The 25,000-nt window shown below is 59.8% G+C and carries 20 protein-coding genes; 3 read left to right on the forward strand and 17 right to left on the reverse strand.

The window, feature by feature from the left end:
• The first annotated feature begins 142 nt into the window (after nucleotides 1-142).
• Genes cfa through L1075_RS00880 form a run of 3 tightly spaced genes read left to right on the forward strand, consistent with a single transcriptional unit; the run spans nucleotide 143 to nucleotide 2,911 of the window.
• Nucleotides 143-1,309 carry a cyclopropane fatty acyl phospholipid synthase gene (gene cfa / locus L1075_RS00870; RefSeq protein ID WP_246939190.1) on the forward strand — a complete coding sequence of 389 codons (1,167 nt, stop codon included), beginning with the start codon at nucleotides 143-145 and terminating at the stop codon, nucleotides 1,307-1,309.
• A 31-nt stretch (nucleotides 1,310-1,340) separates the two neighbouring features.
• Entirely contained in the window at nucleotides 1,341-2,573 is a 1,233-nt protein-coding gene (locus tag L1075_RS00875) for an MFS transporter (protein ID WP_246895196.1), read from the forward strand.
• The gene (locus L1075_RS00880) at nucleotides 2,570-2,911 is read left to right on the forward strand and encodes a TraR/DksA family transcriptional regulator (RefSeq protein WP_246895195.1); all 342 of its coding nucleotides are present in this window, start codon (nucleotides 2,570-2,572) and stop codon (nucleotides 2,909-2,911) included. Before L1075_RS00875 ends, L1075_RS00880 begins: the two co-directional genes overlap by 4 nt.
• A 12-nt stretch (nucleotides 2,912-2,923) precedes the next feature.
• Here L1075_RS00880 and pstB (L1075_RS00885) read toward each other — a convergent pair whose 3' ends face one another.
• From pstB (L1075_RS00885) to L1075_RS00965, 17 genes are all read right to left on the reverse strand, one after another.
• Entirely contained in the window at nucleotides 2,924-3,751 is an 828-nt protein-coding gene (gene pstB / locus L1075_RS00885; RefSeq protein WP_246939193.1) for a phosphate ABC transporter ATP-binding protein PstB, read from the reverse strand.
• A 31-nt stretch (nucleotides 3,752-3,782) separates the two neighbouring features.
• Nucleotides 3,783-4,634 carry a phosphate ABC transporter permease PstA gene (gene pstA, locus L1075_RS00890; RefSeq protein WP_040243815.1) on the reverse strand — a complete coding sequence of 284 codons (852 nt, stop codon included), beginning with the start codon at nucleotides 4,632-4,634 and terminating at the stop codon, nucleotides 3,783-3,785.
• A gap of 15 nt (nucleotides 4,635-4,649) precedes the next feature.
• Nucleotides 4,650-5,597 carry a phosphate ABC transporter permease subunit PstC gene (gene pstC / locus L1075_RS00895; RefSeq protein ID WP_040243817.1) on the reverse strand — a complete coding sequence of 316 codons (948 nt, stop codon included), beginning with the start codon at nucleotides 5,595-5,597 and terminating at the stop codon, nucleotides 4,650-4,652.
• Nucleotides 5,598-5,679: 82 nt separating this feature from the next.
• The gene (gene pstS, locus L1075_RS00900; protein ID WP_246895194.1) at nucleotides 5,680-6,720 is read right to left on the reverse strand and encodes a phosphate ABC transporter substrate-binding protein PstS; all 1,041 of its coding nucleotides are present in this window, start codon (nucleotides 6,718-6,720) and stop codon (nucleotides 5,680-5,682) included.
• 202 nt (nucleotides 6,721-6,922) lie between these two features.
• On the reverse strand, nucleotides 6,923-7,819 hold the full coding sequence (gene pstB, locus L1075_RS00905; RefSeq protein ID WP_246895193.1) for a phosphate ABC transporter ATP-binding protein PstB: 897 nt from the start codon (nucleotides 7,817-7,819) through the stop codon (nucleotides 6,923-6,925).
• 26 nt (nucleotides 7,820-7,845) lie between these two features.
• Complete coding sequence (gene pstA, locus L1075_RS00910) at nucleotides 7,846-9,012, reverse strand: phosphate ABC transporter permease PstA (protein WP_040243822.1); 1,167 nt, start codon at nucleotides 9,010-9,012, stop codon at nucleotides 7,846-7,848.
• Between the two features lie 17 nt (nucleotides 9,013-9,029).
• Nucleotides 9,030-10,286, reverse strand: coding sequence for a phosphate ABC transporter permease subunit PstC (gene pstC / locus L1075_RS00915; protein WP_246939196.1), 1,257 nt, complete (start codon nucleotides 10,284-10,286; stop codon nucleotides 9,030-9,032).
• A gap of 116 nt (nucleotides 10,287-10,402) precedes the next feature.
• The gene (locus L1075_RS00920) at nucleotides 10,403-11,422 is read right to left on the reverse strand and encodes a PstS family phosphate ABC transporter substrate-binding protein (RefSeq protein WP_246939199.1); all 1,020 of its coding nucleotides are present in this window, start codon (nucleotides 11,420-11,422) and stop codon (nucleotides 10,403-10,405) included.
• A 95-nt stretch (nucleotides 11,423-11,517) separates the two neighbouring features.
• On the reverse strand, nucleotides 11,518-12,735 hold the full coding sequence (locus L1075_RS00925; RefSeq protein WP_178998088.1) for a Bcr/CflA family multidrug efflux MFS transporter: 1,218 nt from the start codon (nucleotides 12,733-12,735) through the stop codon (nucleotides 11,518-11,520).
• Nucleotides 12,736-12,926: 191 nt separating this feature from the next.
• Nucleotides 12,927-13,442 (reverse strand): STAS domain-containing protein, encoded by a 516-nt coding sequence (locus L1075_RS00930; protein ID WP_075369136.1) that lies wholly within the window; start codon nucleotides 13,440-13,442, stop codon nucleotides 12,927-12,929.
• Nucleotides 13,435-14,574: a PP2C family protein-serine/threonine phosphatase gene (locus tag L1075_RS00935; protein ID WP_246939202.1), complete on the reverse strand. Its 1,140-nt coding sequence runs from the start codon at nucleotides 14,572-14,574 to the stop codon at nucleotides 13,435-13,437. Before L1075_RS00935 ends, L1075_RS00930 begins: the two co-directional genes overlap by 8 nt.
• A 15-nt stretch (nucleotides 14,575-14,589) precedes the next feature.
• Nucleotides 14,590-15,339: an MlaA family lipoprotein gene (locus L1075_RS00940; protein WP_075369134.1), complete on the reverse strand. Its 750-nt coding sequence runs from the start codon at nucleotides 15,337-15,339 to the stop codon at nucleotides 14,590-14,592.
• Nucleotides 15,339-16,481 (reverse strand): beta-ketoacyl-ACP synthase III, encoded by a 1,143-nt coding sequence (locus L1075_RS00945; RefSeq protein ID WP_040243834.1) that lies wholly within the window; start codon nucleotides 16,479-16,481, stop codon nucleotides 15,339-15,341. Before L1075_RS00945 ends, L1075_RS00940 begins: the two co-directional genes overlap by 1 nt.
• A gap of 49 nt (nucleotides 16,482-16,530) precedes the next feature.
• Complete coding sequence (hrpA, locus tag L1075_RS00950; RefSeq protein ID WP_246939207.1) at nucleotides 16,531-20,514, reverse strand: ATP-dependent RNA helicase HrpA; 3,984 nt, start codon at nucleotides 20,512-20,514, stop codon at nucleotides 16,531-16,533.
• 82 nt (nucleotides 20,515-20,596) lie between these two features.
• Nucleotides 20,597-22,288 (reverse strand): AMP-binding protein, encoded by a 1,692-nt coding sequence (locus tag L1075_RS00955; RefSeq protein WP_246939209.1) that lies wholly within the window; start codon nucleotides 22,286-22,288, stop codon nucleotides 20,597-20,599.
• Between the two features lie 369 nt (nucleotides 22,289-22,657).
• Complete coding sequence (locus L1075_RS00960) at nucleotides 22,658-24,475, reverse strand: vWA domain-containing protein (protein ID WP_246939214.1); 1,818 nt, start codon at nucleotides 24,473-24,475, stop codon at nucleotides 22,658-22,660.
• A 39-nt stretch (nucleotides 24,476-24,514) separates the two neighbouring features.
• A complete protein-coding gene (locus L1075_RS00965; RefSeq protein ID WP_040243840.1) occupies nucleotides 24,515-24,970 on the reverse strand; it encodes a hypothetical protein in 456 nt (151 codons plus the stop codon).
• Between the last annotated feature and the right edge of the window lie 30 nt (nucleotides 24,971-25,000).

Here is a 25,000-nt window from a genome sequence, read left to right on the forward strand (position 1 = left end):
GTGCTTATCCATAAAAACTATCAGCTCGGTAGCGTGCAAACGGTGTCAATGACGTATAATCTTCGTCTAGCCTAAAAGCAGAGCAAAAAGCCCGCATAAGCTTCCCCGCGCACTGGAAGCATGAGCAAGAGGAAGATCAGCAGTGAACGCTCCACTCAAGGAAACCACCACTTCGACCCAGGCGCTTGAACAGCACAAGAGCTATCGATTCGTCGCTGACCTCCTGGCCCGCGCCGACATCCAGATCAACGGCTCGCGCCCTTGGGACATGCAAGTGCATTCGTCCGAAGTCTTCGACCGCGCGCTTGCCGAAGGCAACCTCGGGCTCGGCGAAGCCTACATGGCCGGACAATGGGACGCCGAACGTCTCGACGAGTTCTTCTTTCGCCTACTACGTGCCAAGGTAGACAAGGCCGTACAGCCTTCCAAACTGGTTTTCCATGCCTTGCGCGCCAAATTCACCAACCTGCAAAGCGTGAAACGTGCCTGGAAAGTCGGCGAAGCGCATTACGATCTGGGCAATGACTTCTACGCGACCATGCTCGATAAGCGCATGACCTATACCTGCGGCTACTGGCACGACGCCGAGACCCTGGATGCCGCTCAGGAGGCCAAGCTCGATCTGATCTGCCGCAAGTTGGATCTCAAGCCTGGCATGCGCATTCTGGATATTGGCTGCGGCTGGGGCAGCTTCATGGCCTACGCCGCCGAGCACTATGGCGTGGAATGCGTTGGCCTCACCATCTCGCGCGAGCAGGCCGACTACGGGAAATCCTTGATGAAGAAGGGACTTCCCGTGGAATTTCGGCTTCAGGACTATCGCGAGATCGACGAGCAGTTCGATGCCATCATCAGTATCGGCATGTTCGAGCATGTGGGCCGCAAGAATCACCGCGAGTACATGGAAGTCGCCCATCGCTGCCTCAAGGATGGCGGTCTCTTCATGCTGCACACCATTGGCAAGAATGTCCGGGAAAGCACGCCGGACCCCTGGGTCGATAAGTACATCTTCCCCAACGGTGACCTGCCTTCCATCGGCCAGATCGGTGATGCCGCAGGCGGGCTTTTCGTCACCGAAGACCTACACAACTTCGGCGCCGACTACGACAAGACGTTGATGGCCTGGTGGGAGAACTTCGAAGCCCATTGGCCACAATTCAAGGAACGCTACGGCAACGAGTTCTACCGCATGTGGCGCTATTACTTGCTGTCATGCGCGGCAGCTTTCCGGGCCCGCGATATTCAGCTATGGCAATGGGTACTGGCTAAACCAGGCGTGCTCGGAGGCTATCAACGCATTACGTCGTAACCCCATTCAACTCACCGGAAAAGGAAGCTTAATGGGCTATCGACGCATCATTCTGCAACATTACGGTATCTTGGCCATCGGCTTTCTGGCCGCGTTTTCCGGCAATTTGGGCCAGACCTTTCTGGTGGGGTTCTTCCAACCGGCGATTTCGGCGAGCTTTTCGCTGACCAGCAGCGAATTCGGGATCGCCTATTCGCTGGTTACCCTCATCTCGGGCTGCCTGATCTTCTTCGTCGGCCCCATGCTCGATTGGTGGCCGACTCGTCGTTTCGCGTCCTGCGTCGTCCTCGGTATGGCGCTTGGCATTTTGTTGCTGACGTTATCGCCCTGGGCGATATTGGCCTTGCTCGGCTTCGGCCTGATCCGCTTCTGTGGCCAGGGGTTGTTCGTACACCTTGGCACCACCACGGCTGCGCGACGCATCGTGCAAGCCCGCGGTAGCGCCCTGGCGCTCGTGACACTAGCGATCCCGCTGGGGGAAGCCATTCTTCCCAGCGGGATCGCAAGCGCCCTGCATGTATGGTCATGGCGAGAAATCTGGTGGGGCGCACTGGCGGTTTTATTAATCGTCTGGCTGCCGACGCTCTTGTTCTATCCCGGCTGGCCCCCCGCCACCCGGACACGCACCACGACATCGCGTGATCGAACGCAGCACCAGGCCCCGACACCAACGCCGCGTCCGCTTCGCGAGGCGCGTTTCTGGCGCTTGAGCCTGATGATGCTATCGGTCGCCATCGTCAACACCGGCATCTTCGTGTTTCAGGCCGATATGGTCGACGAATTCAATGCCACATCTGCGACCTTCGCCACCGGTTTCGCCCTGGCGGCAGGGGGGCGCGTCGTGGGGTCTTTGATCGCGGGACGCCTGGTCGACCGCTTGGGCGCGGCCATCATGGGACGATTCTACTTGGTGCCCTTGATCGCCGGACTAGTCATCGCCGTTATCCTGCATAACGCTTGGGGCATCTTGGCCTATATGCTGCTTTCAGGCATCGTGACGGGAATGCAGGAACCAACGGTCACCAGCCTGTTGATCCAGTTCTGGGGCAGCGAGCACCTTGGGCGTCTACGCTCGATCTTCGTGGCGGGCATGGTGTTCGCCTCGGGCTTGGCTCCGGCGACTTTTGGCATCCTGCTCGATCTAGACATCCCCTTCACCAGCATTCTGATCATGATGATCGTCATGGTCTGCATTGGCTTCTTGCTGGCCTGGGGCCCCCTGACACGACAAGTACGCGCACAACGCAAGGAGGCGCGGTCATGAATCACCCTGCTCTCGACATGGCGGTGGTTCGCCATCAGCTAGAAACCAAGCGTCAGCAATTGCTCGATGAAAGCCGGGAAAGCGCGCAAAGCCGGGATGTCGTCGAACTCGATCAGACTACCAATGGACGACTGACGCGCATGGATGCCATGCAGTCCCAAGCCATGGCCAAGGCGACCCAGCAACGCCGCGAGGCAAGCATGCGTTTCATCGATCTCGCCCTCAAACGTATCGACGATGATACGTACGGCGAATGCATAGCATGTGGTGAGCTCATTACACCCAAGCGCCTGACGCTGGATTATGCCACTTTGAAGTGCATCGACTGCGCTCAGTGACAGTCATGCTCATTATCCAAAGCGACCGGTAATGTAGTCTTCGGTCTTGCGTTGGGTAGGCTTGGTGAATATCTGTGTGGTTTCACCATGCTCGACAAGCTCGCCGAGATACATGAAGGCCGTGTAATCTGAAATTCGCGCGGCCTGCTGCATATTGTGGGTCACGATCATCAGCGTGTAATCCTGCTTGAGCTCGTTTACCAAGTCCTCGATATACCCCGTGGAAATCGGGTCGAGCGCCGACGTCGGCTCATCAAGCAAAATGACGTCCGGTTTGGCCGCGATGGTGCGTGCGATGCAAAGCCGTTGTTGCTGCCCCCCCGATAATGCCTGGCCACTGTATTTGAGCTTATCCTTGACCTCGTCCCAAAGGGCCGCCTTGCGCAAGGCCCATTCAACGCGCTCTTGCATCGCATGAGAGGACAAACGTTCATAAAGTTTGACGCCAAATGCGATGTTATCGAACACCGACATGGGAAAAGGTGTCGGCTTCTGAAACACCATACCGATACGTGCTCTTATCAAATTGGCATCAACACTTCGAGCATTGATGTCCTGCCCATCGAGGAATATACGCCCTTCACTGCGCGGGCCGGCGTAAAGGTCGTGAATTCGATTGAAACAACGCAGCAGCGTGGATTTTCCACAGCCCGAGGGCCCAATGAAAGCCGTCACACGGTTAGCAGGCACATCGAGCGAGATATCTTTCAATGCCTGCGTCTTGCCATAGAAGAAATTCAAGTTTTCAACACGCAGCTTGGCCGTCGTGGCGTCGCTCGACGTAGGAGATGTTTTCTCATGTTCTGTGAGCGGGTGCGTGAAACTTTCATTGATTGTCATCGCAATGTCTCTTTGAAAACGGCGTCGAAATTTAGTGCGACTGGCGCGACACGAAGCGCGCGACGATATTGAGTATCAGGATGCCCAGAGTCAGGATCATCGCCCCGGTCCAAGCCAGATTGACGAGGTCGGGAATGAACGAATTTATCGTCATGTTTTGATATAGCGTCATCGGCAGGTTGGGCATCTCTCCCTGCATATCGAAGAAATTCCACTGATTGGAGTTGAGTGACGTGAACAATAACGGCGCCGTTTCACCGCTGATGCGCGCTCCCCCCAGCAGAATACCGGTGACGATGCCCGCCCGTGCGCCGCTATAACAAACCCGACTCACCACCCACCAACGATGCGCTCCTAATGCCGAGGCCGCTTCGCGCAACTCTGTAGGTACCAGATTGAGCATGTCCTCGGTGGAACGAATTACCACCGGTACGATAATGACCGTTAGCGCCGCGATACCAGCCCAGCCAGAGAAATGCCCCATGGGTAGCACCAGCACCGCGTAGACGAAAAGGCCGATGATGATGGAGGGTGCGGAGAGCAGCACGTCATTGATGAAACGCACCGCCCGGGCCAACCGCGACTTGCCGCCATATTCCGCCAGCCACGTACCTGCCGCGACACCGACCAGCGTACCGATTGCCGTGGCCGCAGAGGTGAGTATCAAGGAGCCGAGAATGGCATTGCCCAGGCCACCATCGCGCATACGCGTGCGCTCGAAGAAGACATCCAAGGACAGCGCGGACACCCCCTTGACCATCAAGGTGCCCAGAATCAATACCAACCAAGCGAGCCCGAAAAAAGCGGCCAGTAGGCATAGCACCATGGCACAGCGGTTGACGAAACGTCGGCGCCGATACAGCGCGCTCGTATAGTGACGCAAGATATTCTCCCTGTATCAGGCCGCGCGCCGCTCGATACGATTGAGCATGTATCGCGCGGTTGCCAACACGGCAAAAGTAATCAGAAATAGCACCAGCCCTAGCGCCAGCAAAGCAGAACGCTGTGCGCCATCGGCTTCAGGAAATTGATTGGCGATCAAGGCAGCGATCGAGGTGCCCTGTCCCGTGATGGTGGGATGAAAGAACAAGTTGTTGCCGATGACGAAGGTCACGGCCATGGTCTCGCCCAACGCGCGACCGAGGCCTAAAACGACGCCTCCCATCATGCCGTGACGCACGGTAGGGAAAATCACTCCTCGTACGACTTCCCATGTCGTGCACCCCAGTCCGTAGGCCGACTCCCGCGTTATAGGTGGCACCGTGAGCATCACGTCACGGCTGATGGCGGTAATGAAAGGTATGATCATGATCGCCAGTACCAAGCCGGCTGTGGCCAGCCCCGAGCCAGCCGGAAACAAATCCGGAAAGATGTGGTTGAGAAAAGGCGCCAGCATTTCGACGCCCCACATGCCATAGATGATCGATGGAATTCCCGCCAATAGCTCCACGGTAATGCCCAGCGGACGGCGGAGTATCTCCGGGCACTTTTCGGTCAAAAAGATGGCGATGCCAAACGAGACAGGAACCGCGATCGCCACAGCGATCAAAGATGTCACCAAGGTGCCGTAGATCGCTGGCAAGGCACCGAACATCTCCATGTTGGCAGCCCAACGGTCGCCGGTCAGGAAATCGACCGCATGCGCGGACAACGTATCCCAACTCGAGACGCACAACGAGACAAGTATGGCGCCCAGCAGCAATAACACGGCCAAGGCAAATGCTTGTGTCGAACGCTCGAATGCTCGATCGATCAGCGCATTACGCTTGAGAATGCGTATTTCCTTGTCGCTGGCACCGGGAAACGCAAACCGAGACGAGGCAAGGCGCTTGGTGGAAACGTGCATGATATCTCACCGCGTTGACATAACAGGCACCGGCCGCGGATTGCCCGCGACCGGTTTCGACATGGGAGAGACGGTTCCTGGCTTACGGCCAGATCGACTCACCCTGCGGTCCTTCGATATCACCCCAGCTATCGCGAACCTGATCGGCCACGTTCTCAGGCATGGGGACATAGTCGAGCTCGTTGGCTGCGTCGCCGCCGTTGGCATACGCCCAGTCGAAGAATTCCAGCACGCGCTTGGCTGCGGCCGGATCTTCCACCTGCTTATGCATGAGGATGAAAGACGCGCCGGTAATCGGCCAGCTGTCTGCGCCAACCTGATCGGTCAGCACCAGATAGAACCCGGGCGCGTTGCTCCAATCGGCATTGGCTGCAGCGGCCTTGAAGCTATCGCTGCTGGGCTCGACGTATTCACCGTCATGATTGCGCAAACGGATGTGATCAAGATCGTTCTGCTTGGCATAAGCGAACTCGACATAGCCAATCGCCCCTTCGGTCTCGGCGACTTGCTTGGCGACCCCCGCATTGGCCTTGGCGCCCACGCCAGCCGGCCAAGCCACTGACTTCCCTTCACCGATAGTGTCGGCAAATTCATCGTTCACTTGCGATAAGTAGTGCGTGAACAGGAAGTTGGTACCAGAGCCTTCGGCTCGATACACCGGCGTAATCGCCGTATCGGGTAGATCGACATCGGGATTGAGGTCGGCAATCGCCGCATCGTCCCAATGCGTGATTTTCCCGGCATAGATATCCGCCAGGGTCTCGCCATCGAGTTTCAGTGAATTTTTCTCGGTGCCCGGCAGGTTAAGTACCGGCACGACACCGCCCATGATCATCGGCCACTGCATCAGCCCATGCTCGTCGAGCTCATCTTTCTTGAGGGGGGCATCACTGGCACCGAAGGTCACGGTCTTGGCGGTTATCTGCTTGATGCCACCACCGGAACCGATGGCCTGATAATTGAGGCCGATGCCCTTGGCGTCCTGATAATCGTCCGCCCACTGGGAATATACCGGGTACGGGAACGTAGCGCCGGCGCCCGTCATGGTCTCCTGCGCGCTTGCCTGAATGCCGTGAAGTGCCAATACACCGGCAAGCAATGCTGAACAACTCGTCTTTAACATGGTTACGTCCCATTATTCGTCATGTGAAGGAGTGGTAACGACGTTGCGAAGGTTGCTAACACTCTCAGGGCTTAATGTTAGCCAGGAAATATTTCTCTAAGATGTCATTATTGTGATAACGATCATACGGTCGACCGGTCACATACATGCGCATAAAAAAAGGGCGCCGAAGCGCCCTGCAAAATCACCAGTTTTCAGGCCATTAGCCATAACGACCGGTGATGTAGTCTTCCGCCTTCTTGGTATGTGGGTTGGCGAACATCTGCTTGGTGGCGTTGTATTCGATCATCTCACCAAGGTGGAAAAACGCCGTGTAATCCGCCACGCGCGCCGCCTGCTGCATGTTGTGGGTAACGGTGACGATGGTAAAGTCCTGCTTGAGCTTATCCATCAGGTCTTCAATCGTTGCCGTCGAAATCGGATCGAGCGCCGAGGTCGGTTCGTCCATGAGGATGACGTCAGGACGCACGGCAATCGCACGCGCGATGCATAGACGCTGCTGCTGTCCTCCCGAGAGTGAAGTTCCCGGTTCATATAGCTTGTCCTTGACCTCATTCCATAGACCCGCATCGCGCAACGCGCGCTCCACCAGTTCGTCCTGGTCGGCCTTGCGGCTAACCATGTCGTGCATGCGCGGCGCATACGCGACGTTCTCATAGATCGACTTGGGAAACGGGTTGGGCTTCTGGAACACCATGCCCACACGTCGGCGGAGTGCCACTTCATCCATGCCGCGGGCATTGACGTCGCGGCCATCCATTTCCACCAATCCCTTGATGCTCACGCTGCTGATCAAATCGTTCATGCGATTGAGACAGCGCAGGAAGGTCGACTTGCCGCAGCCCGACGGACCGATCAAGGCCGTGACGGTATTGGCAAATATATCGATGCTGATGTCATCCAGCGCTTGGTGCTCGCCATACCACAGACTGAGATCGCGCACGCGTACGCTCAAATTTTCTTCGACGCTTTCGTTACGTGTTACCGGCTGCCCCTTGTCGGGTGTCGGCGCCTCGCTGTATGGGCCGCGCACGGCACCCTCGGATGCCGTGGACGAGTCTTGCTGGGTCTGAAAGTTTTGCAGGGTCGTATCGTTCATGGCGATGATGTCCTGTCGGAAGTCGCTTACCAGCGACGTTCGAATTTGTTGCGTAACCACACGGCGAGCGCATTGAGAAAGATCAGCACCGCCAGAAGCACCAGAATGCCGCCCGCTGTCTTCTCGGCGAAGGCACTATTCGGCTCACTGGCCCAAGTGAATATCTGCGCCGGCATGACCGTCGAGGCGTTCGTAATCGAGATCGAGGCATCGGGAATGAACGCCACCATACCTACGATGATCAGCGGTGCGGTCTCCCCCATGGCTTGCGCTAGACCAATGATCGAACCGGTCAGTATGCCCGGCAGCGACACCGGCAACACGTGATCGCGCACCACCTGCCAACGTGAACACCCCACGCCAAATGCCGCGTGACGAATACTATCCGGCACACTGCGAAGCGCCGCGCGCGTCGAAATGATAATGACCGGCAGCGTCATCAGTGCCAGGGTCAACCCACCTACCAGCGGCGAGGAGCGAGGCACCCCGAAGAAGCTGATATAAATTGCCAGCCCCAGCAGGCCGAACAGGATGGAAGGGACGGCCGCCAGGTTGTTGATATTGATTTCGATGATCTGAGTCAGCTTGTTGTCGGGGGCGAACTCCTCGAGATACACGGCCGTCATCACGCCGATCGGAAAGCATACCGCCATGGTGACCAGCATGGTCATTACCGTGCCGATAGCCGCCGAAGCAATCCCCGCCAGTTCCGGCATCTTGGAGTCACCGGTGGTAAAGAAGGTGGTATTGAACTTCAGCTCCGCGCGCCCCTCTTCGACCAATGCTTGGAGCGTTTCCTTGTCGGCGGGACGCAAGCGGTCCTCATTGCCCTTGAGATACTGATCGACACGACTATCGGCGATGACCCACTGCGTCTGCGTCGTGCCCATCAGCGCCGGATTGCTTTCCATTTTCCGCGGCAAGGGCCGGAAAAAACCGCGCGAGATCAGCGGGCGCACATCTTCATCGACCGCGGCTAACGGCAACTTCTGGGACTGCTCGTCGTAGCTGACCTCGACCTGTATCTGCGCTTGCTGGAAAGCGGGCCATCCCCGCACCACCATGTCGGAAATGAAGACCACCAGAAACGCCGCCGATAGAATCAAGGCGCCCATGGTCATCCATTTCATGCGCGCCGAACGCCGATGGCGCTTCTTGAGCTGCGCGGAAATTTCTTCGAACGATTGGCTCATGCTCTCGACCTATCGGATTACAGGTTGTTGACGCGATACTTCTCGCGGAAGCGGCGAATCATGAACACCGACACCACATTCAGCGTCAGCGTCACGATGAACAGCACCAGTCCCAGGGCAAAGGCCGAGAGTGTCTGGGCGCTTTCGAATTCTTGATCGCCGGTCAGCGCCGCCACGATACTCACTGTCACGGTCGTCATGTCTTCCAGGGGATTGGCGGTCAGGTTGGGACGCATGCCAGCCGCCATGACCACGATCATGGTTTCCCCCAAGGCCCGAGAGACAGCCAGCAACGAGGCCGATATGATCCCCGGCGCGGCGGCGGGCACGACCACGTTGCGCACCATTTCGGCCTTGGTGATCCCCAGAGCCAAAGCCCCTTCCCGCAGGCTGTTGGGGACCGAGTTGATAACATCGTCGGAAAGCGAGGAGATGAATGGAATGATCATGATGCCCATCACCAAGCCCGGCGCCAGCGCATTGGAATAGGAGGCATCCAGCCCGAACAGCCCTGCGATATCCACCACCAGCGGCGCCACGGTCAAGGCCGCGAAGACGCCATATACCACGGTGGGGATCCCCGCCAGTACTTCGATGACCGGCTTGGCCGCCTTGCGAATGCGCAAGGGCGCGAACTCAACCATGTAGATGGCGGCGCCCAGGCCGAAAGGAATCGCTACCAACATGGCGATCAAGGTGATCATGAAGGTACCGGCAAAGAGCGGAATCGATCCGAACTGCGCGGCACTGCCGCCCTCGTCGCCACGTCCGGCGGCGGATAGGAAACTTGCGCCGGGATTCCAGGTAGTACCAGTTACGAAGTCCCAGAAGCTGTGCATCTGGAAGAAGCGTAGCGCCTCGCTAATGATCGACAGCAAAATGCCCAGCGTAGTGAGAATCGAGATCATCGCCGCGGCGGCCAACAGCTTGCGAATGACGCCCTCGATGGCGCGGCGCGCATGAAAATCGGAGCGCACCTGATTCAGCCCCATAACCAGGCCAATCAAGGCAATGACCAGGCTCGCTGCCAACAGATAAAACGTGGGGATATCCGCCCCCATCAGTAACAGAACAAACGCCCCCAGGGCGCTGACCAAAAGCGCCGGTCCGGCGGTAACGAGTACCGCGAACCACGCATATTGATCCGGCTGTGCATGCATAGTCGTGCCCGTGGCCCGCACGCGCGCGGCCTTGGCGCGACTCAGGGTGAAAGCGATTCCCCCTAGCACCAAGAGTACCGCGCAAAACAGCAGGAAGACGGTATTCGTCGTCATGTCGGTCTCTCAGGATAACGTTGCTCCCAGAGGGAGCCATCAAGCCCGTAGGGCCCGTCATGCAAATGGGCCGGCAGCACTAAGCCGCCGGCCACTTCATCGGTTCGCATGCGGCCTTATTGTAGGTCGCTAAGCTCAAGGCTTGCGCGATCTTCGACATCGCTACGTGCTTGCTCACGTGCATCTTCGGGCAGCGGAATCAGGCCCAGTCCCTTGAGATAGCCCATCGGGCTGATCATCTGTTCACTCATGAACAAATCGACGTACGGATATACGGCCGGCACGCTATCGGCATGCTGATTCTTGACGTAGAAGAACAGCGAACGCGACACCGGATACTCACCGGAGCTGATGGCTTCGGGCTCGGGTGCCACGCCATCGATGCTTGCGGCGGTCAGGACGTCGGCGTTCTCTTCGAGGAAGGAATACCCAAAGATACCGAACGAGGTGGTGTTTTCCTGGAGACGCTGAACGATGAGATTGTCGTTCTCGCCAGCGTCGACATAGGGACCGTCCTGACGGATGTCGGTATAGCCTTCACCATCGTAGGCGTCCATGTCCTCGGAAGCGGCTTCCATCACCAGCTCCTCGAAGGCATCACGGGTGCCGGAGGTGGTCGGCGGACCGTACACCATGATCTCGCGGTCCGGCAGCGAGGAGTCGATTTCGCTCCACTTGGTGTAAGGATTGTCGACCAGCTCGCCGTCCTGGGGCACCTTGGCGGCCAACGCGAGGAAGAGCTGCTCACGCGTGAAATTGACCGGCTCGTTGGCGTTGGACTCGGCGAACGCGATGCCGTCATAACCGATTTTCGCTTCGGTGATGTCGGTCACACCGTTTTCCTGGCAACGCTCGAATTCGGAGGGCTTCATGCGACGCGAGGCGTTGGTGATGTCCGGCGTGTCCAGCCCGACCCCATTACAGAACAAACGCAGACCGCCGCCGGACCCAGTGGATTCGATGACGGGCGTCGGGTAATCGGTGGTCGCGCCGAACTCCTCGACGACGTAGCTGGCGAACGGATAGACGGTGCTGGAACCGACGATGCGTAGCTGCTCGCGTTCCTGCGCCTGGGCGGCACCCGCGACGCTCATCACGGCAGCGGCCAACGCGGTAGTCTTGAGGATACGGTTCATGCGGGTAACTCCTGTCGATGAGAGTGTTCAACCTTCGCGACACCTAAGATGCCCAATGAAGATGACAGCTTCATGACAGAAGTGAGCGATTTTCCCTAACGACTGACGACGGCCTCTTCGCTCTCGTTTCCACGTAGAGCGCGACCGGCCAGCAAGCGCACGCCGATATTGCCCAACAGCGAGGCCCCCAGCATCGTGAGCACCGTCGGCCAGGCACTGGCAATCTCGAAGGCCCCCACCAGCATGCCGGCAAACGCCCCACTGGAAAATTGCAAGCATCCCTGCAGAGCCGTCGCCGTGGCACTCATCTTCGGAAAGTGATCGAGCATCGAGGACATCGCATTCGGCGCGATCAGCCCCTGCATCCCTACGAATACCACCATCAGCGGCGCCACGCTGTAGATAGAATCCATCCCGGACAGGATCAATGCCACTAGCGCCACGCCGGCGCACAATTGGATACCCAGCCCCACCACGAGGTTTTGCTGCGGGGTACGCTTCTTCAACAGGTGGATGTTGAGGCGATTGGAGGACGCCATGACCAGGATATTGGCCCCGAATACGAACGGATAGACAGCCGCCGATAATCCATAATGCTCCATGTACAGATAAGGCGAGCCAGTGATGAACGCGAACATGCCCGCGAATGACATCGACACCGCACAGATATACCCCATCGCCTCGCGATGACGAAGCACGCTGGCATAATTGCCCAGCACTTGGCGTGGCGACGGCGCATCGGGATCGCGCCCGTGGGTCTCAGGTAGCCGTGTGCCCAAGAAGAACAACAGGAATGCCGCGTACAAAGCCAGAAACAGGAAAATCGACTGCCAATTGAAAATCCCCAGCAGCACGCTCCCCACCGTGGGCGCCACGAGCGGCGCCAGCATCAGAATCATTGCCATGGTCGACATCACCTTGGCGGCCTCACGTCCGCTGAAACAGTCGCGCACGATGGCCGCCGAGTTGACCACGCAGGCACCGCCGCCCAGGGCCTGGACGAAGCGCAGTCCCCAAAGCGTTTCCAGCGACGACACCTGCATGATGCCCAGACTGGCGAGTAAGAACACCACCAGACCGGTCAATAGCACCGGGCGTCGACCCAAGCGATCCGACAGCGGCCCACATAACAGCTGTCCGATCGCGAACCCGAAAAGGAACACGCTCAGCGACAGTTCAGTATGGTGAACGCTGGCATTAACCGCCTCGGCAAGCGTGGGCATGGCAGGCAGGTAAGCATCGATGGCAAAAGGCGCCAGAGCGGTGTTGGCCGCCACCAGCAAGGCCAATCGCCGCGCATTGAGTTGAGTCACGAAATCTCCCGAAAACATACGTCGCCGTGCAGGCGCCCTGAAGGGCGGCACGCTCATGTAAAAGGCTAACCGCTAGTGTGCTCATCATAGCCGATTACGGTCGCTCTGAGGACCGAGATTAGCGTCGGCAACTGGAGTCGGTAACGGGAATCACGGCGATAGCATGATGAAACGGTCGCGCCAGCCGTGCGTCAGTGGTGCGCCTTGGAACAATCCTTGTCGGATTTCTGCTCTTCGAGCAGGTCGACCAGCGGCTGGAACTCGTCGCGATTATGATCGCTCATGCGCATGAGGATACGATGTGCTTCGAGGATGCGTTGCTGCATGTCATGCTCATCGGCTCTCACCTGCGGCAACTCATCGAGGCTCGCCGGTTCGGTCAAAGGTGCCTCGAGCAAGGTGAAGTAACGTGAAAATCCCATGACGTCGAGCATACGGCGCACGTCGGGATGCTCAGCGACGATGGTCGGCGGCTGTTCGAGACGCCCCTGGACGGCCATCGCCACTTTGGCCAGAAAACCCAGTGCAGTGGAGTCGACATTCGTCGCCTCGCGCAGGTCGATCATCACCGCGACAAGGCCCGGGCTCTCAGCCACGCGCTGCGCCTGCTGATCGAGCGTCGCGCATAACGTCAGACGCACGTCACCACTGAGCTTGAGAACGAACACACCGGCGTCGAACGCCGCCTGAATACGCCCTTCATGCATGGTCGAATCCACTCAAAGTCATCACGGTGAGATCATCCGGCAGTTCATCGCCTAGCACGAGCCCCTCTTTCAACGCGTCCACCGACGCACAAGACACAATTCGGCGTTTCAGTGCCTCGAGACGCTGATCGAGGGTATCTCCACCCAAGCACTCCAAGATGCCATCGGAGCACAGCCAAAGGCGGAATCGTTGCGGCAATGTACAGCCATAGGTCGGGAACTCGACATGGGGAAACAATCCCACCGGCGGCCCCTCGCCTTCGAGCACGCTGACTTCGCGATCCACTTGCAGAAAGGGCATCGGCATCTGCGCGCCGAGCGAATAGTGGAGATAGCGTTGCTCATGGTCAAGCACCCCGGCAAACACCGTGGCATGCTTGCCAATTCCCGTCTCCAAAAGCTCTCGATTGAGCTCCGTCAGGCAGCGCGCTGGGAAGGTCTCCGCCGCCTGTTGCCGCCACTGCGTCAGCCAGCGATTGCTGAGGTACTTGAGCAGCACAGTCACAAAAGCCGACGACGCTCCGTGCCCCGAGACATCGACGAAATAAAAGAAACTGTAGCGTGCATCGCAACGCTGAAAGTCCAGAAAGTCGCCCGACAGATAAAGAGATGGCGCGAGCCAGTAATCGGCCCGCACGCCATGCAGCGTTATCGGACTAGCAGGCAGCAGCTTGCGCTGGATCTGCCAACCGGCCTGCTGGTCGAGACGCAGCATGGCCAGGTGGGTTTCCAGGCTTTCGTTGAGCTCGGCCAGGCGTTGGCGGTCGCGGGCATGCTCCTGAGTCAATCGATGATGTTCGATGGAGCGATCGATCAAGCGACGCAAGATATCGCCATGGCATTCCGGTTCGACCAGATAATCGACCAACCCAGCGTCCACGGCCTGCAGCAGGTCGCCATCGAGGCGTGTCTCGCTGATGACGATAGTCGGCCAGCGCGCGGCCAATGTGGCCCAGTCATCCCGTGCGACCGCCCGCACATGGGCAACTACCAAGGCCACATCGTCGGGTAACGCGTCTACGGACGTCGTCGCCAGTACGGCGAACTGTCCGCTTCCAATGAGACGTGCCAGCGCATCTCGCGATGCGCCGGGCGTGTCGAGCAGACCGATCAGAGTACGTGCGTTGGCCATGCAGGGGCCTCGGGATCAATCGGCGAAGGCGTCTTCGTCGTATTCGAAATCGTCGCCGAAATCACCGCTGGCGAAGGGATCTTTTCCCGTTTCACCGTCGTTGACCTCATAGCGCCGGTTCTGGAGATACGCATCACGAATGAAGCTGTAACGGTCACCGCTAATCAGCTCTTCGCGGTCAAGGAGTCCCGCTCGGGTATCGATGAGATCGACGAAACGCAAACCATAACGCACCGAATCTTCTTCGACATAGGTCACCGGGTCGGTATACCAATCCACGGGTAATCCCGAGGTATGGCGCAGCGTGCGTCCGCCCAACACCGGCAAGACCACGTAAGGCCCTTCGCCGACGCCCCAAGTGGCCAACGTCTGGCCGAAGTCTTCTTCGCGCTCGACGAGACCCATGCGTGAGGCTGGGTCGAGAATGCCACCGATCCCCAGGATGGAATTGATCACGAAACGCCCGGACGCCACACCGGCATTGGCCCACTTCCACTGCAAGACGCTATTGACCGTGGTGCCAATCTCTCCCAGGTTGCTGAAGAAATTACCGACCCCCGACTGAACCGGCTCGGGAGTTACATAGTCATACCCTTGAGCAACGGGTTTCAACGCATAACGATCCAGTGTGTCGTTGAAAGCGAATACCTTACGGTTATATCCCTCCCAAGGATCGTCGGGATTGGCGTCCGTCTGGCCCTGCGTCGCGCAGCCGCTTACCGCCGTCACTACGCATGCCGCGGCCAGCAACTTGGTCATTTTCATCAAGCCTTCACCTTCCGCAATAATATATTGCCCGCACTGTAGCCCGCTCCGAACGAACAGACCACCCCCACATCCCCCACGGCCAGATTGTCGCGATGCAGATGAAAGGCGATGATCGAACCGGCAGAACTGGTGTTGGCATAACGGTCGAGAATCACCGGTGCCTCGCTTTCGTCAGGGTCGCGCCCCAACACGCGCCGGGCGATCAGATCATTCATATGACGATTGGCCTGATGCAGCCACAACCGCTTGAGATCACGAGGTGCCACATTCTGCGCCTCGAGGTGAGCGCCAATCAACTCGGCCACCAGCGGACACACCTCCTTGAAGACCCGACGACCTTCCTGCACGAATAACTTATCGGCAACGAACGCCGGTTCGGCATCGATCCTGTGCTCCGTCACCCGGTCGAGAAAGCCGAAATTGTTGCGAATCGCGTTCGAGAAACGCGTCACCAGGCGCGTGCTCATGACCTCGAAGCGCTCCTCCGCTCGCGCTACGTCATCGGCCTCCAGTAGCACCGCCGTACACGCATCGCCGAAGATGAAATGACTATCGCGGTCGCGGAAATTGAGATGCGCCGAGCAGATCTCCGGGCTCACCACCAGCACGCGCTTGGCGCTGCCGGCACGAATCGCATTGTTGGCGAGATCGATGGCGAAAGTCGCGCTGGAGCACGCCACATTCATGTCGAAAGCGTACCCGCCAGCGCCCAATGCCGCCTGCAACTCCACGGCGATGGCTGGATACGCACGCTGCAGGTTGGAGCATGCCACGACCACCATATCTAATGCGTCGGGCGTGACCGCAGCATTGGACAGCGCCTGGCGCGCTGCTTCCAAGCCCATCTCGGCCTGCACGCTGAGCTCGTCATTGGCGCGTGGTGCCAATTGCGGACGCATGCGGTCGGGATCGAGGATCCCCGCCGCCTCGACCACGTAGCGGCTATGAATTCCCGAAGCCTTGACGATGAACTCGCTGCTCGAATGTTCGAGTGGCTCGCGATGTCCGTCTCGAATCGCCTCGTGGTGGCGCGCGTTTTCAAGGTCCACCCAGGCGTTGAACGAAGCCACCAACGTCGCGTTGTCGATGGCGTTGGGGGGAGTATAAAGCCCCGTTCCGGTGATGACCGCGTGCGTCATGAGCGTGCTCCCAGGTGCGCTTGTCGTGTGGTCGTTAGAGGGCGCGGTGTCACTGCTGTCGTCCCGTCAGTTCCGCCCAGCGACGTTCGAGGCGCTTGTCCGAGACCGGCGCCAAGGTGCCGAGCTGCTGGGCAAATAACGACACCCGCAACTCCTCGATCCACCAGCCGAACTCGATGAAACGTGGGTCGCGACGCCCCTCGCGCCGATCGGCCTCGAGGCGCGCGTGCAGGCGCTCCTCGAATTCATGCACCTGCTGCATCGCGGCCTGGTCACGGTTGCGTTCACGCGGCGCCTTTTCGAGGCGGATCAGCGCTGCTTGCATGTAGCGCGGATACTGCTCGAGCCAGGCTTCAGCGTCGCTGATGAAGCCGGGATACACCAGACGTCCCATCTGGGCTTTCAAATCACTGTAGACCAAGGCCAAGGACAAATTGAGGTTGCCCTTGAGCGCCTTGGTCACTTCAAGATGCCCCTCCAGGGCCTTCTGGAGGGTCGCGATCAGGGATTCGGCATGCGCGACGAGCTCGCCTCGCGTGACCTCGATGCGCGCCTCCAGGGCCTGGCGATCACGCGGCAACGGATCCACGGCGACAACTTGCAGGAAGACCGCCTCGATCAGGTCGTCGACGAGTTGTTGTTTGCTGCCCACCTTGGCGAACAGCAACGCACAGCGGTCAACGCCCTTGAGCTCGCGGGCAAGATAGCGCACCTGCTCGGGCAGGCGCAGCATCGCTGCGCGCTTGACCCCATGACGATGCACCGCGTGTGCCTTGTCTGGATGATCGAAGGATTCAATAGCCAGACTCTCGCCCTGATCGACCAACGCCGGATAGGCCTCGACGCGAATCCCCGCCTGTTGTGTGGAACGCGATTCGGGGATCGCCTGAGCCGGTAACTCGTCCAGCGCCTCAGCCGTTGGCCCACTCGCCGCCAGGGCCTTCGCGCCTTGACTTGCCGCCTCATCGAAACGCTGCTTGAGGGCGCTCAAGTCACGCCCTTCGCCGAGCACCTTGCCGTCATGATCGACCACGCGCAGATTCATGACCAGATGCGCCTCGAGGGCCTCGGTATGCCAGTCTTCGGGGCCCAAGCGCACGCCGGTGCGTCGACGCAGGAACTCGCCCAGCGCCTCGGTCAACGGACGCTCATCGGGCACCAGCGTCGCCAGGGCGGCATCCACCCAGTCGGGAATCGGCACCACCTGGCGGCGAATCGCCTTGGGCAGCGTCTTGAGCAGCGCGATGCACTTCTCGCGCAAGAGACCCGGCACTAGCCATTCGAGGCGTCCTTCGGGCAGTTGCGACAGCATCGCCGCCGGCACCGTCAGGGTCACACCGTCGTCGGGTTGCCTGGGTGCAAAATGATAGCTGAGCGGGTAACGCACGCCATTGTGTACCAACACATCGGGATAGGCTTCCTGCGTGATTTCATCGGCGTCGCGCGCCATCAGTGTGTCGCGATCGAGCTTGAGTACCTCAGGAGCCTCGCGCTCGGCCTTCTTGCGCCAGCGCTCGAAGCTACGGGCGCCCGCGACATCCGCCGGCAAGCGCGCATCGTAGAAGGCGAACAGCGTCTCCTCGTCGACCAGAATATCGCGTTTGCGGGCGCGGTCCTCGAGTTCCTCGACGTCGTCGATCAAAGCGCGATTATGCTGGAAGAAATCGGCCTGGCTACGATACTCGCCTTCCACCAGAGCGCGGCGGATGAATATTTCGCGCGCCTCTGCCGGCGCCACCTTGGCATAGTCGACGCGCCGCCCGGTGACGATGGGTAGGCCAAACAACGTGACCTGCTCGAAGGCGACGACCTGGCCGCGTTTCATTTCCCAATGCGGCTCGCTATGGCTGCGCTTGATCAGATGCTCGGCCATGGGCTCCACCCAGGCCGGCTGTATGCGCGCCACGTCACGCGCATAGAGTCGCGAGGTTTCCACCAGCTCGCCGGCCATGACCCACTTGGGCGTCTTCTTGGCCAACCCCGAGCCGGGATGAATCATGAACTTGCGATTGCGCGCGCCCAGATACTCGCGATTTTCCTGCAGCGTCCCCAGGTGCGAGAGCAGCCCCGAGAGAAGTGCCTTGTGCAGGCGTTCACCGTCGACACGTGGATGCGCCGTCGCAGGGGCGTCTTCCTTGGGCGGCAGCACCGCACTGGAGGACTCGAGGCCCATGTCGCGGGTCAGCTGCTTGAGTTGTCGGAAGGTATCGTGCCACTCGCGTAGTCGCAGATAACTCAGATAATTGTCGCGGCACCAGCGCCGCAGTTGATTGCCGGATAATGTCTCGCGCGCATGCTCGACGCCATGCCAGAGATTCAGCCAGGCCATGAAGTCGGACTCGGGGTCCTGCCACTGGCGATGCTTCTCGTCCGCCGCCTGGCGCTTGTCGGCCGGACGGTCACGTGGATCCTGGGCAGCCAGCGCGCTGACCACGATCAAGGTCTCGCGCAGGCTACCCTGCTCGGCGCCAGCCAGTACCATGCGCGCCAGGCGTGGGTCGATGGGCAGACGCGCCAGACGCCGCCCCAGCTCGCTCAAGCGATTGTCGGCCCCCACGGCCCCCAGTTCATAGAGCAGGCGGTAACCGTCCTTGACGAAGCGCGAATCCGGCACGTCGACGAAGGGAAACGCCTCGATATCGCCGAGCTTGAGCGCCAGCATCGAGAGAATCACCGAGGCCAGATTGGTGCGCTGAATCTCGGGCTCGGTGTAGGTCGGCCGCGCCAGGAAATCCTCCTCGCTGTAGAGGCGAATACACACGCCCTCGCTGATACGCCCGCAGCGTCCCTTGCGCTGATCGGCACTGGCCTGACTGACCGGCTCGATAGGCAGGCGCTGAACCTTGGCGCGGTAACTGTAACGGCTCATGCGCACCAGGCCGGGGTCGATGACATAGCGGATGCCCGGCACGGTCAGCGAGGTTTCCGCCACGTTGGTGGCCAGCACGATGCGACGCCCGGTGTGCGACTGGAACACGCGATTCTGCTCGGCGTTGGAGAGTCGTGCATAGAGCGGCAGGATCTCGGTGCCCCGCAGATCGGCACGCCGCAGAGTATCCGCCGCCTCGCGGATTTCCCGCTCACCGGGCAGAAAGATCAGCACGTCACGCGGGCCGCTGAACCAGCGCCGTTCGCGCTCGATGGCCTCGATCTCTTCCACCGCATGCAGGATACCCTCCTGCAGGGAGCGATCTTCCTCGTCGTCGGCATCGCGGACCAGCGGCCGATAGAGCACATCCACCGGGTAGGTGCGCCCCGACACCTCGACCACCGGCGCCGGTTTGCCTTCACGCCCGAAGTGTTGGCTGAAGCGCTCGACGTCGATGGTCGCCGAGGTAATGATGATCTTGAGATCCGGGCGCCGTTCGGTCAGACGCTTGAGATAACCGAGCAGGAAGTCGATGTTGAGGCTGCGCTCGTGGGCCTCGTCAATGATGATCGCATCGTAGCGCATCAGATCCGGGTCGTTCTGCGTCTCGGCGAGCAGGATGCCGTCGGTCATCAGTTTGACGAGGGTGCGTTCGTCGGTCTGATCGGTGAAGCGCACCTGGTAGCCGACCTGCGAGCCCAGCGGTACTTCCAGTTCTTCGGCGAGGCGCGTGGCGACGGTTCGCGCCGCCAAACGCCGGGGCTGCGTATGGCCGATCAGGCCACGCCGTCCCAGTCCCAGCTCGAGGCACAATTTGGGCAGCTGGGTAGTCTTGCCCGAGCCGGTCTCACCGGCCACCACGACGATCTGGTGTTCATCGAGCGCCTTCAAGAGGTCGTCGCGCCGCTCGGCCACGGGCAGATGCTCGGGATAATTCAGCGTCAGCGGCTGGGCACGCCGCGCCGCCAAGGCCTCGCGCGAGCGCGCCAGACGCGTCTCGATCTCGCGCAGCGAACGGTCGATGGGTTTGCCGCCGCGCGCGCGTCCTACCAGCTTGTCGAGACGCCTCCCTTGATCGTGGGCATCACGCAGCAGGCAGTCGTCGAGTTGCGCGCGCAGTTGCGCCAATTGATCGTGGGAATCGCTCGTCGGTGTCGTGCTCAAGGGCGCCTCATGAAATCAGCAAAACGGCTCGCCTCCACGTGAAGGCGAGCCGTCAATTGTAACGCCAAGGCCGACCTCGCGCCTATGTTGCCCGATCCCCCGGCACCGATTCTTTGCCGCCCTGGTCATCGCGGAGCTCGCGGCGCAGCACCTTGCCAACGTTGGTCTTGGGCAACTCATCGCGAAACTCGATGAACTTGGGCACCTTGTAGGCAGAGAGCTCCTGCTTGCACCAGGCGCGCAACGTATCGGCATCCAGCGCCTCATTGTGGCTCACCACGAAGAGCTTGATCGCCTCGCCGGTGGCCTCGTCGGACACCCCGATGGCAGCGACCTCGATCACATCCTCGTGCGTGGCGACCACATCCTCGACCTCGTTGGGATAGACGTTGAAGCCGGAGACAATGATCATGTCCTTCTTGCGATCGACGATGCGTACGTAATCGTCGTCCTGAATCACGGCGATATCACCGGTGCGAATCCAGCCCTCGGCGTCCAGCGTCTTGGCGGTATCCTCGGGGCGATTCCAATAGCCCTTCATTACCTGCGGCCCTTGGACACACAACTCGCCGGGCTCGCCCCGCGCAACTTCTTCGCCTTCGGGGCCGACCACCTTGATCGAGGTCCCGGGTACCGGTTTGCCGATGGTACCGAGTTGAATACCGTCCGGCGGATTGACGCATACGATGGGCGAGGTCTCGGTCATGCCATAACCTTCCAGGATTGCGCAGCCCGTGACCTCTTCCCAACGTTTCGCGGCGGCCTTGGTTAGCGCCATACCACCGGAAATGGTCAGCTTGAGACGCGAAAAATCCAGGGCGCGAAAGTCTTCACGTTGGCAGAGCGCATTGAATAACGTATTGAGCCCCACGAAACCGGTGTAATCGGTCTTACGCAACGTCTTGATGAAGCCGTCGATATCGCGTGGATTGGGAATCAGCACAGTGTGATTGCCAGTGACCATGGTGAACAGGCAATTCACCGTGAAGGTATAGATATGATAGACGGGCAGCGGCGCGATGATCGTCTCGCGCCCCTCCTCGATCAGCCCGGCGATCATCTGGCGCGTTTGCAGCATGTTGGCGATCAGGTTGCGATGCGTGAGCATGGTGCCCTTGGCTACGCCGGTGGTGCCGCCGGTGTACTGCAACACGGCCACGTCATCGGTCTGGCATATGGCTGCTTCACTCGACTGCCCTCGCCCACGCGTCAGGGCATCGCGAAAACGTGTCGCCTCGGGCAATGTGTAGCGCGGCACCATCTTCTTGACGTGCTTGACCACGGCATTGATCAGCGTGCGCTTGGGGAAGTCATGCATATCGCCGAGCTCGGTCACCAACACATGACGAATCGCCGTGCGCGGCAGTATTCGCTCGAGCTTGTCGGCCATATTGGCGAGAATCAGGATCGCTTTGACGTCGGCATCCTGAAATTGATGCGCCATCTCGCGCTCGGTATACAGCGGATTGGTATTGACCACCACCAGCCCGGCACGCATAGCGCCGAAGATCGCCACGGGAAATTGCAGCACATTGGGCAACTGGATGGCGATGCGGTCTCCCGGCACGAGATCGGTTTCCTCGCTGAGCCAGCCAGCGAAATCCCGCGAGAGGCGTTCGAGCTCCGCATAGCTCAGCGTTTGCCCCATACAGGTGAATGCCGGCTTGTCGGCGAAACGTCCGCAGGTATGGGCGAATACCTCGTTGACCGAGGCGAACTCTTCCATTCCTTCTAGAGGCGGACCGGAAACGACCGGCGAGGTGGCGTGGCTCATCTTATATCTCCGCTGACCGAATCGACTTAATGGCGCCGACATTTATTATTGAATCTCAAGCCTGGTTCATGCTGAAAAAACACAGGCTTTCCGCAAGATAGCGCGACACAGGCCACTACACCAGCCAGTTCGGCGCGCGTGATGAAACATTGTTCGATATCCATCGGACAACACCATGGACAGTGCCGTTTCCGTTATAACAGGACAGCAGGAATTAAAACAGTCGATTGAAACTAACGTTCAATACCGTCCATCGTCACATATTCACAAAGAACGGTTCACAAAGAACGGTTCACAAAGAACGGTTCACAAGGAGCGGACGACAAAGAGCCCCGGCAATCATGCCGAGGCTCTAAACCTTGCTGGTGGTTATACCTGCGGTTCGTGGCGCCGCCGATGATGACGACGTCGGGAACGCCGGCGCAGCATCCACATGAGGACCAACGCCAATAACAGCGCGGCAAACACCGCCCAGGTCGCGGGACGTTTGGCGTAGGGCTCGACATGCGGTCGCAGTGCTTGCCATTCGTCGCCGGCCTTGTTCCATAGCGCGCCGGCCAGGGCAGTCAAATTGCCCTCTTCACGCGCATCGCTTTCTTCCTCTTGGGTGGCGGCAGTATCGTCGTCCGGCAACGCTTCGGCCCGCGGCCCATCGCTATCGAAATCGGCCCCGGAGACGCCAATACGCGCCTCAGGGTTGAGGCGCAGCGCAGGCAAGGCGATGGACCAGGTGCGATCATCGAGCGTCACCGACACATCGAGATCCAGCGGCACCGATTGCTCAGGGTCGATCTCCGGCAGCGCGACCTGCCATGTCCGCTCGCCATCAGGCACCACGTCGAGCGTTTCGCCCAACAGGCTCGCCGAGATCTGCGTGTTGTCGACGTTCAGACGTGGGTGCTGGGCTTCCAGCGTGACTTGCGTGGCATCGTCGTTCAGCGTTGCGGTCACGGGGGTGACGACATTGACGCCCTGCACGCGCTCGCGCTGCCATGAGTCGCTATCGGCGTTGAGCACCAAGCGGGCATTGCCTGCCTCCTCGGGCGCTGCCAGCGTACCTGTGAAGTGCCCATCGTCGCCGGCTTGCAAGGACGTGGAGGCCAGTGTTTCATCATCGAGCCCGCGCAACGCTCCCCGCAGGCGCACGTCTTCTGGCAACGTATCGCCCTTGAGAACCTCGCCCTCGCGAGCCAACCAGGCATCGATCGGCACATCGAAGCCCAGATACAAGGTCGGCGGCAGCGTGTCGCTGCGCAATTGCAGCGGCGATTCGATGCTCACGCGGCTATCGTGTCCCACCGGCCCCTCGATATGCCACTCGCCCACCTGGGGCTCAGGCACGCGAATCAGGTCATAACGCGGGTTACTCTGCCAAAGCATGTCGTCGGGATGGTCGTCACGCGTGTAACGCTCACCGTCGGGCCCCACCAGGGCTATCTCGGGCGCATCCTCGTCGTGAAACAGCAGCGCATTGAAGCCCTCGACCTCGTCATCGACGTCGAAGCGGCCCTTTTCAAGCGGTAACTGGTCGCTGGGCACGATGCGCTCAAGCACATCGAGAAACGCTCGCAGTAATGCTTCAGGCGTTTCAGCCACCGCTGCCAAGCCACCCGTGGCCTGAGATATCCGCTCGAGCAGCTCGCGATCCACGTTATGCGATAGTGCGATGGTGTGCACCACCACATCGCGCGAGGCGAGCTCAGGCGCCAGCGATGTCAGCAATGTCTCGCGCGATGCTGTATCGCGGGTGCGCTTTTCCTCGCCACTCCCCGGCAGATCGACCATGCCGTCGGTCAACAGCACCACATGCCGTTTACCACCCGGGGCGTCGGTGGCGTCACGCAGAACCCCTTCGATATCCGTGAATTGCTGATAGTCGACCAGCTGCGAGGCCAGCGACCGGGCACGCCGCCGCCATTGGGCATCGACCTTGCCGTCGGGCAGTGGATTGCGTACCTGAGAGCCGAACGTCCACACCGAACCACGCGCCTGCGAGGGCAACAAGGTCGCCGCCAATTGCAGGGCCGAGGCCCTCAAGTTACCGGGATCGTTGGCCTTCATGCTCCCCGAGACATCGAAAATCATGCGGACATCCGGTGTCTGGGATGCGGTAGAGTCCTGTGCCCAGGCGAGGGGCGAGAGCCCTCCGCCTACGCACAACAATAGCAACGCGAACAGCGCTCGCATGACCCTTCCTTCTTTTGTAATACGAATAATCAGAGAGTGTCAGTTGAGCACTGGCTCACGACGCCGAGCGTCGTCGTTACCAGCATTTCCGCTAGACGACTTGCGCTGCTTGCCACCACCGCGTGGTGCGTCGTTATCATCATCACTATTGCGACGCCGGCGCCATATCCACAGCAGCGCCCCCAGTACGCCGCCTACCGCCATGCCGACCAACAACAGCGGCGTAGCCACGGCAAGCTGACCACCATCGCCCTGCAAGACGCCCACCGCAGCGACGACGATAGCCGGCGCGAGGCCGGAATAATGCTCGCCGTCCTCCAACAAGGGCGAGGTAAATGGCGCTACCGCCCATAACATCCCCGCCACTACCCCCGTGACGACCCAACGCGGTAACTTAGGCAAAAAGCGCACCCCGAGGTAGCCGGTGACCAGCACCAACAGCGATAATACAAAGTAACTCAGCCACAACTGTGGCAAGGAATCGGAAATCAGCATCGCGTCCTCTCGCGTTCGATCTTTCTTCGA

This window comes from Chromohalobacter beijerinckii (assembly GCF_023061185.1).
In the GTDB taxonomy this organism is placed as follows: Bacteria; Pseudomonadota; Gammaproteobacteria; order Pseudomonadales; family Halomonadaceae; genus Chromohalobacter; species Chromohalobacter beijerinckii.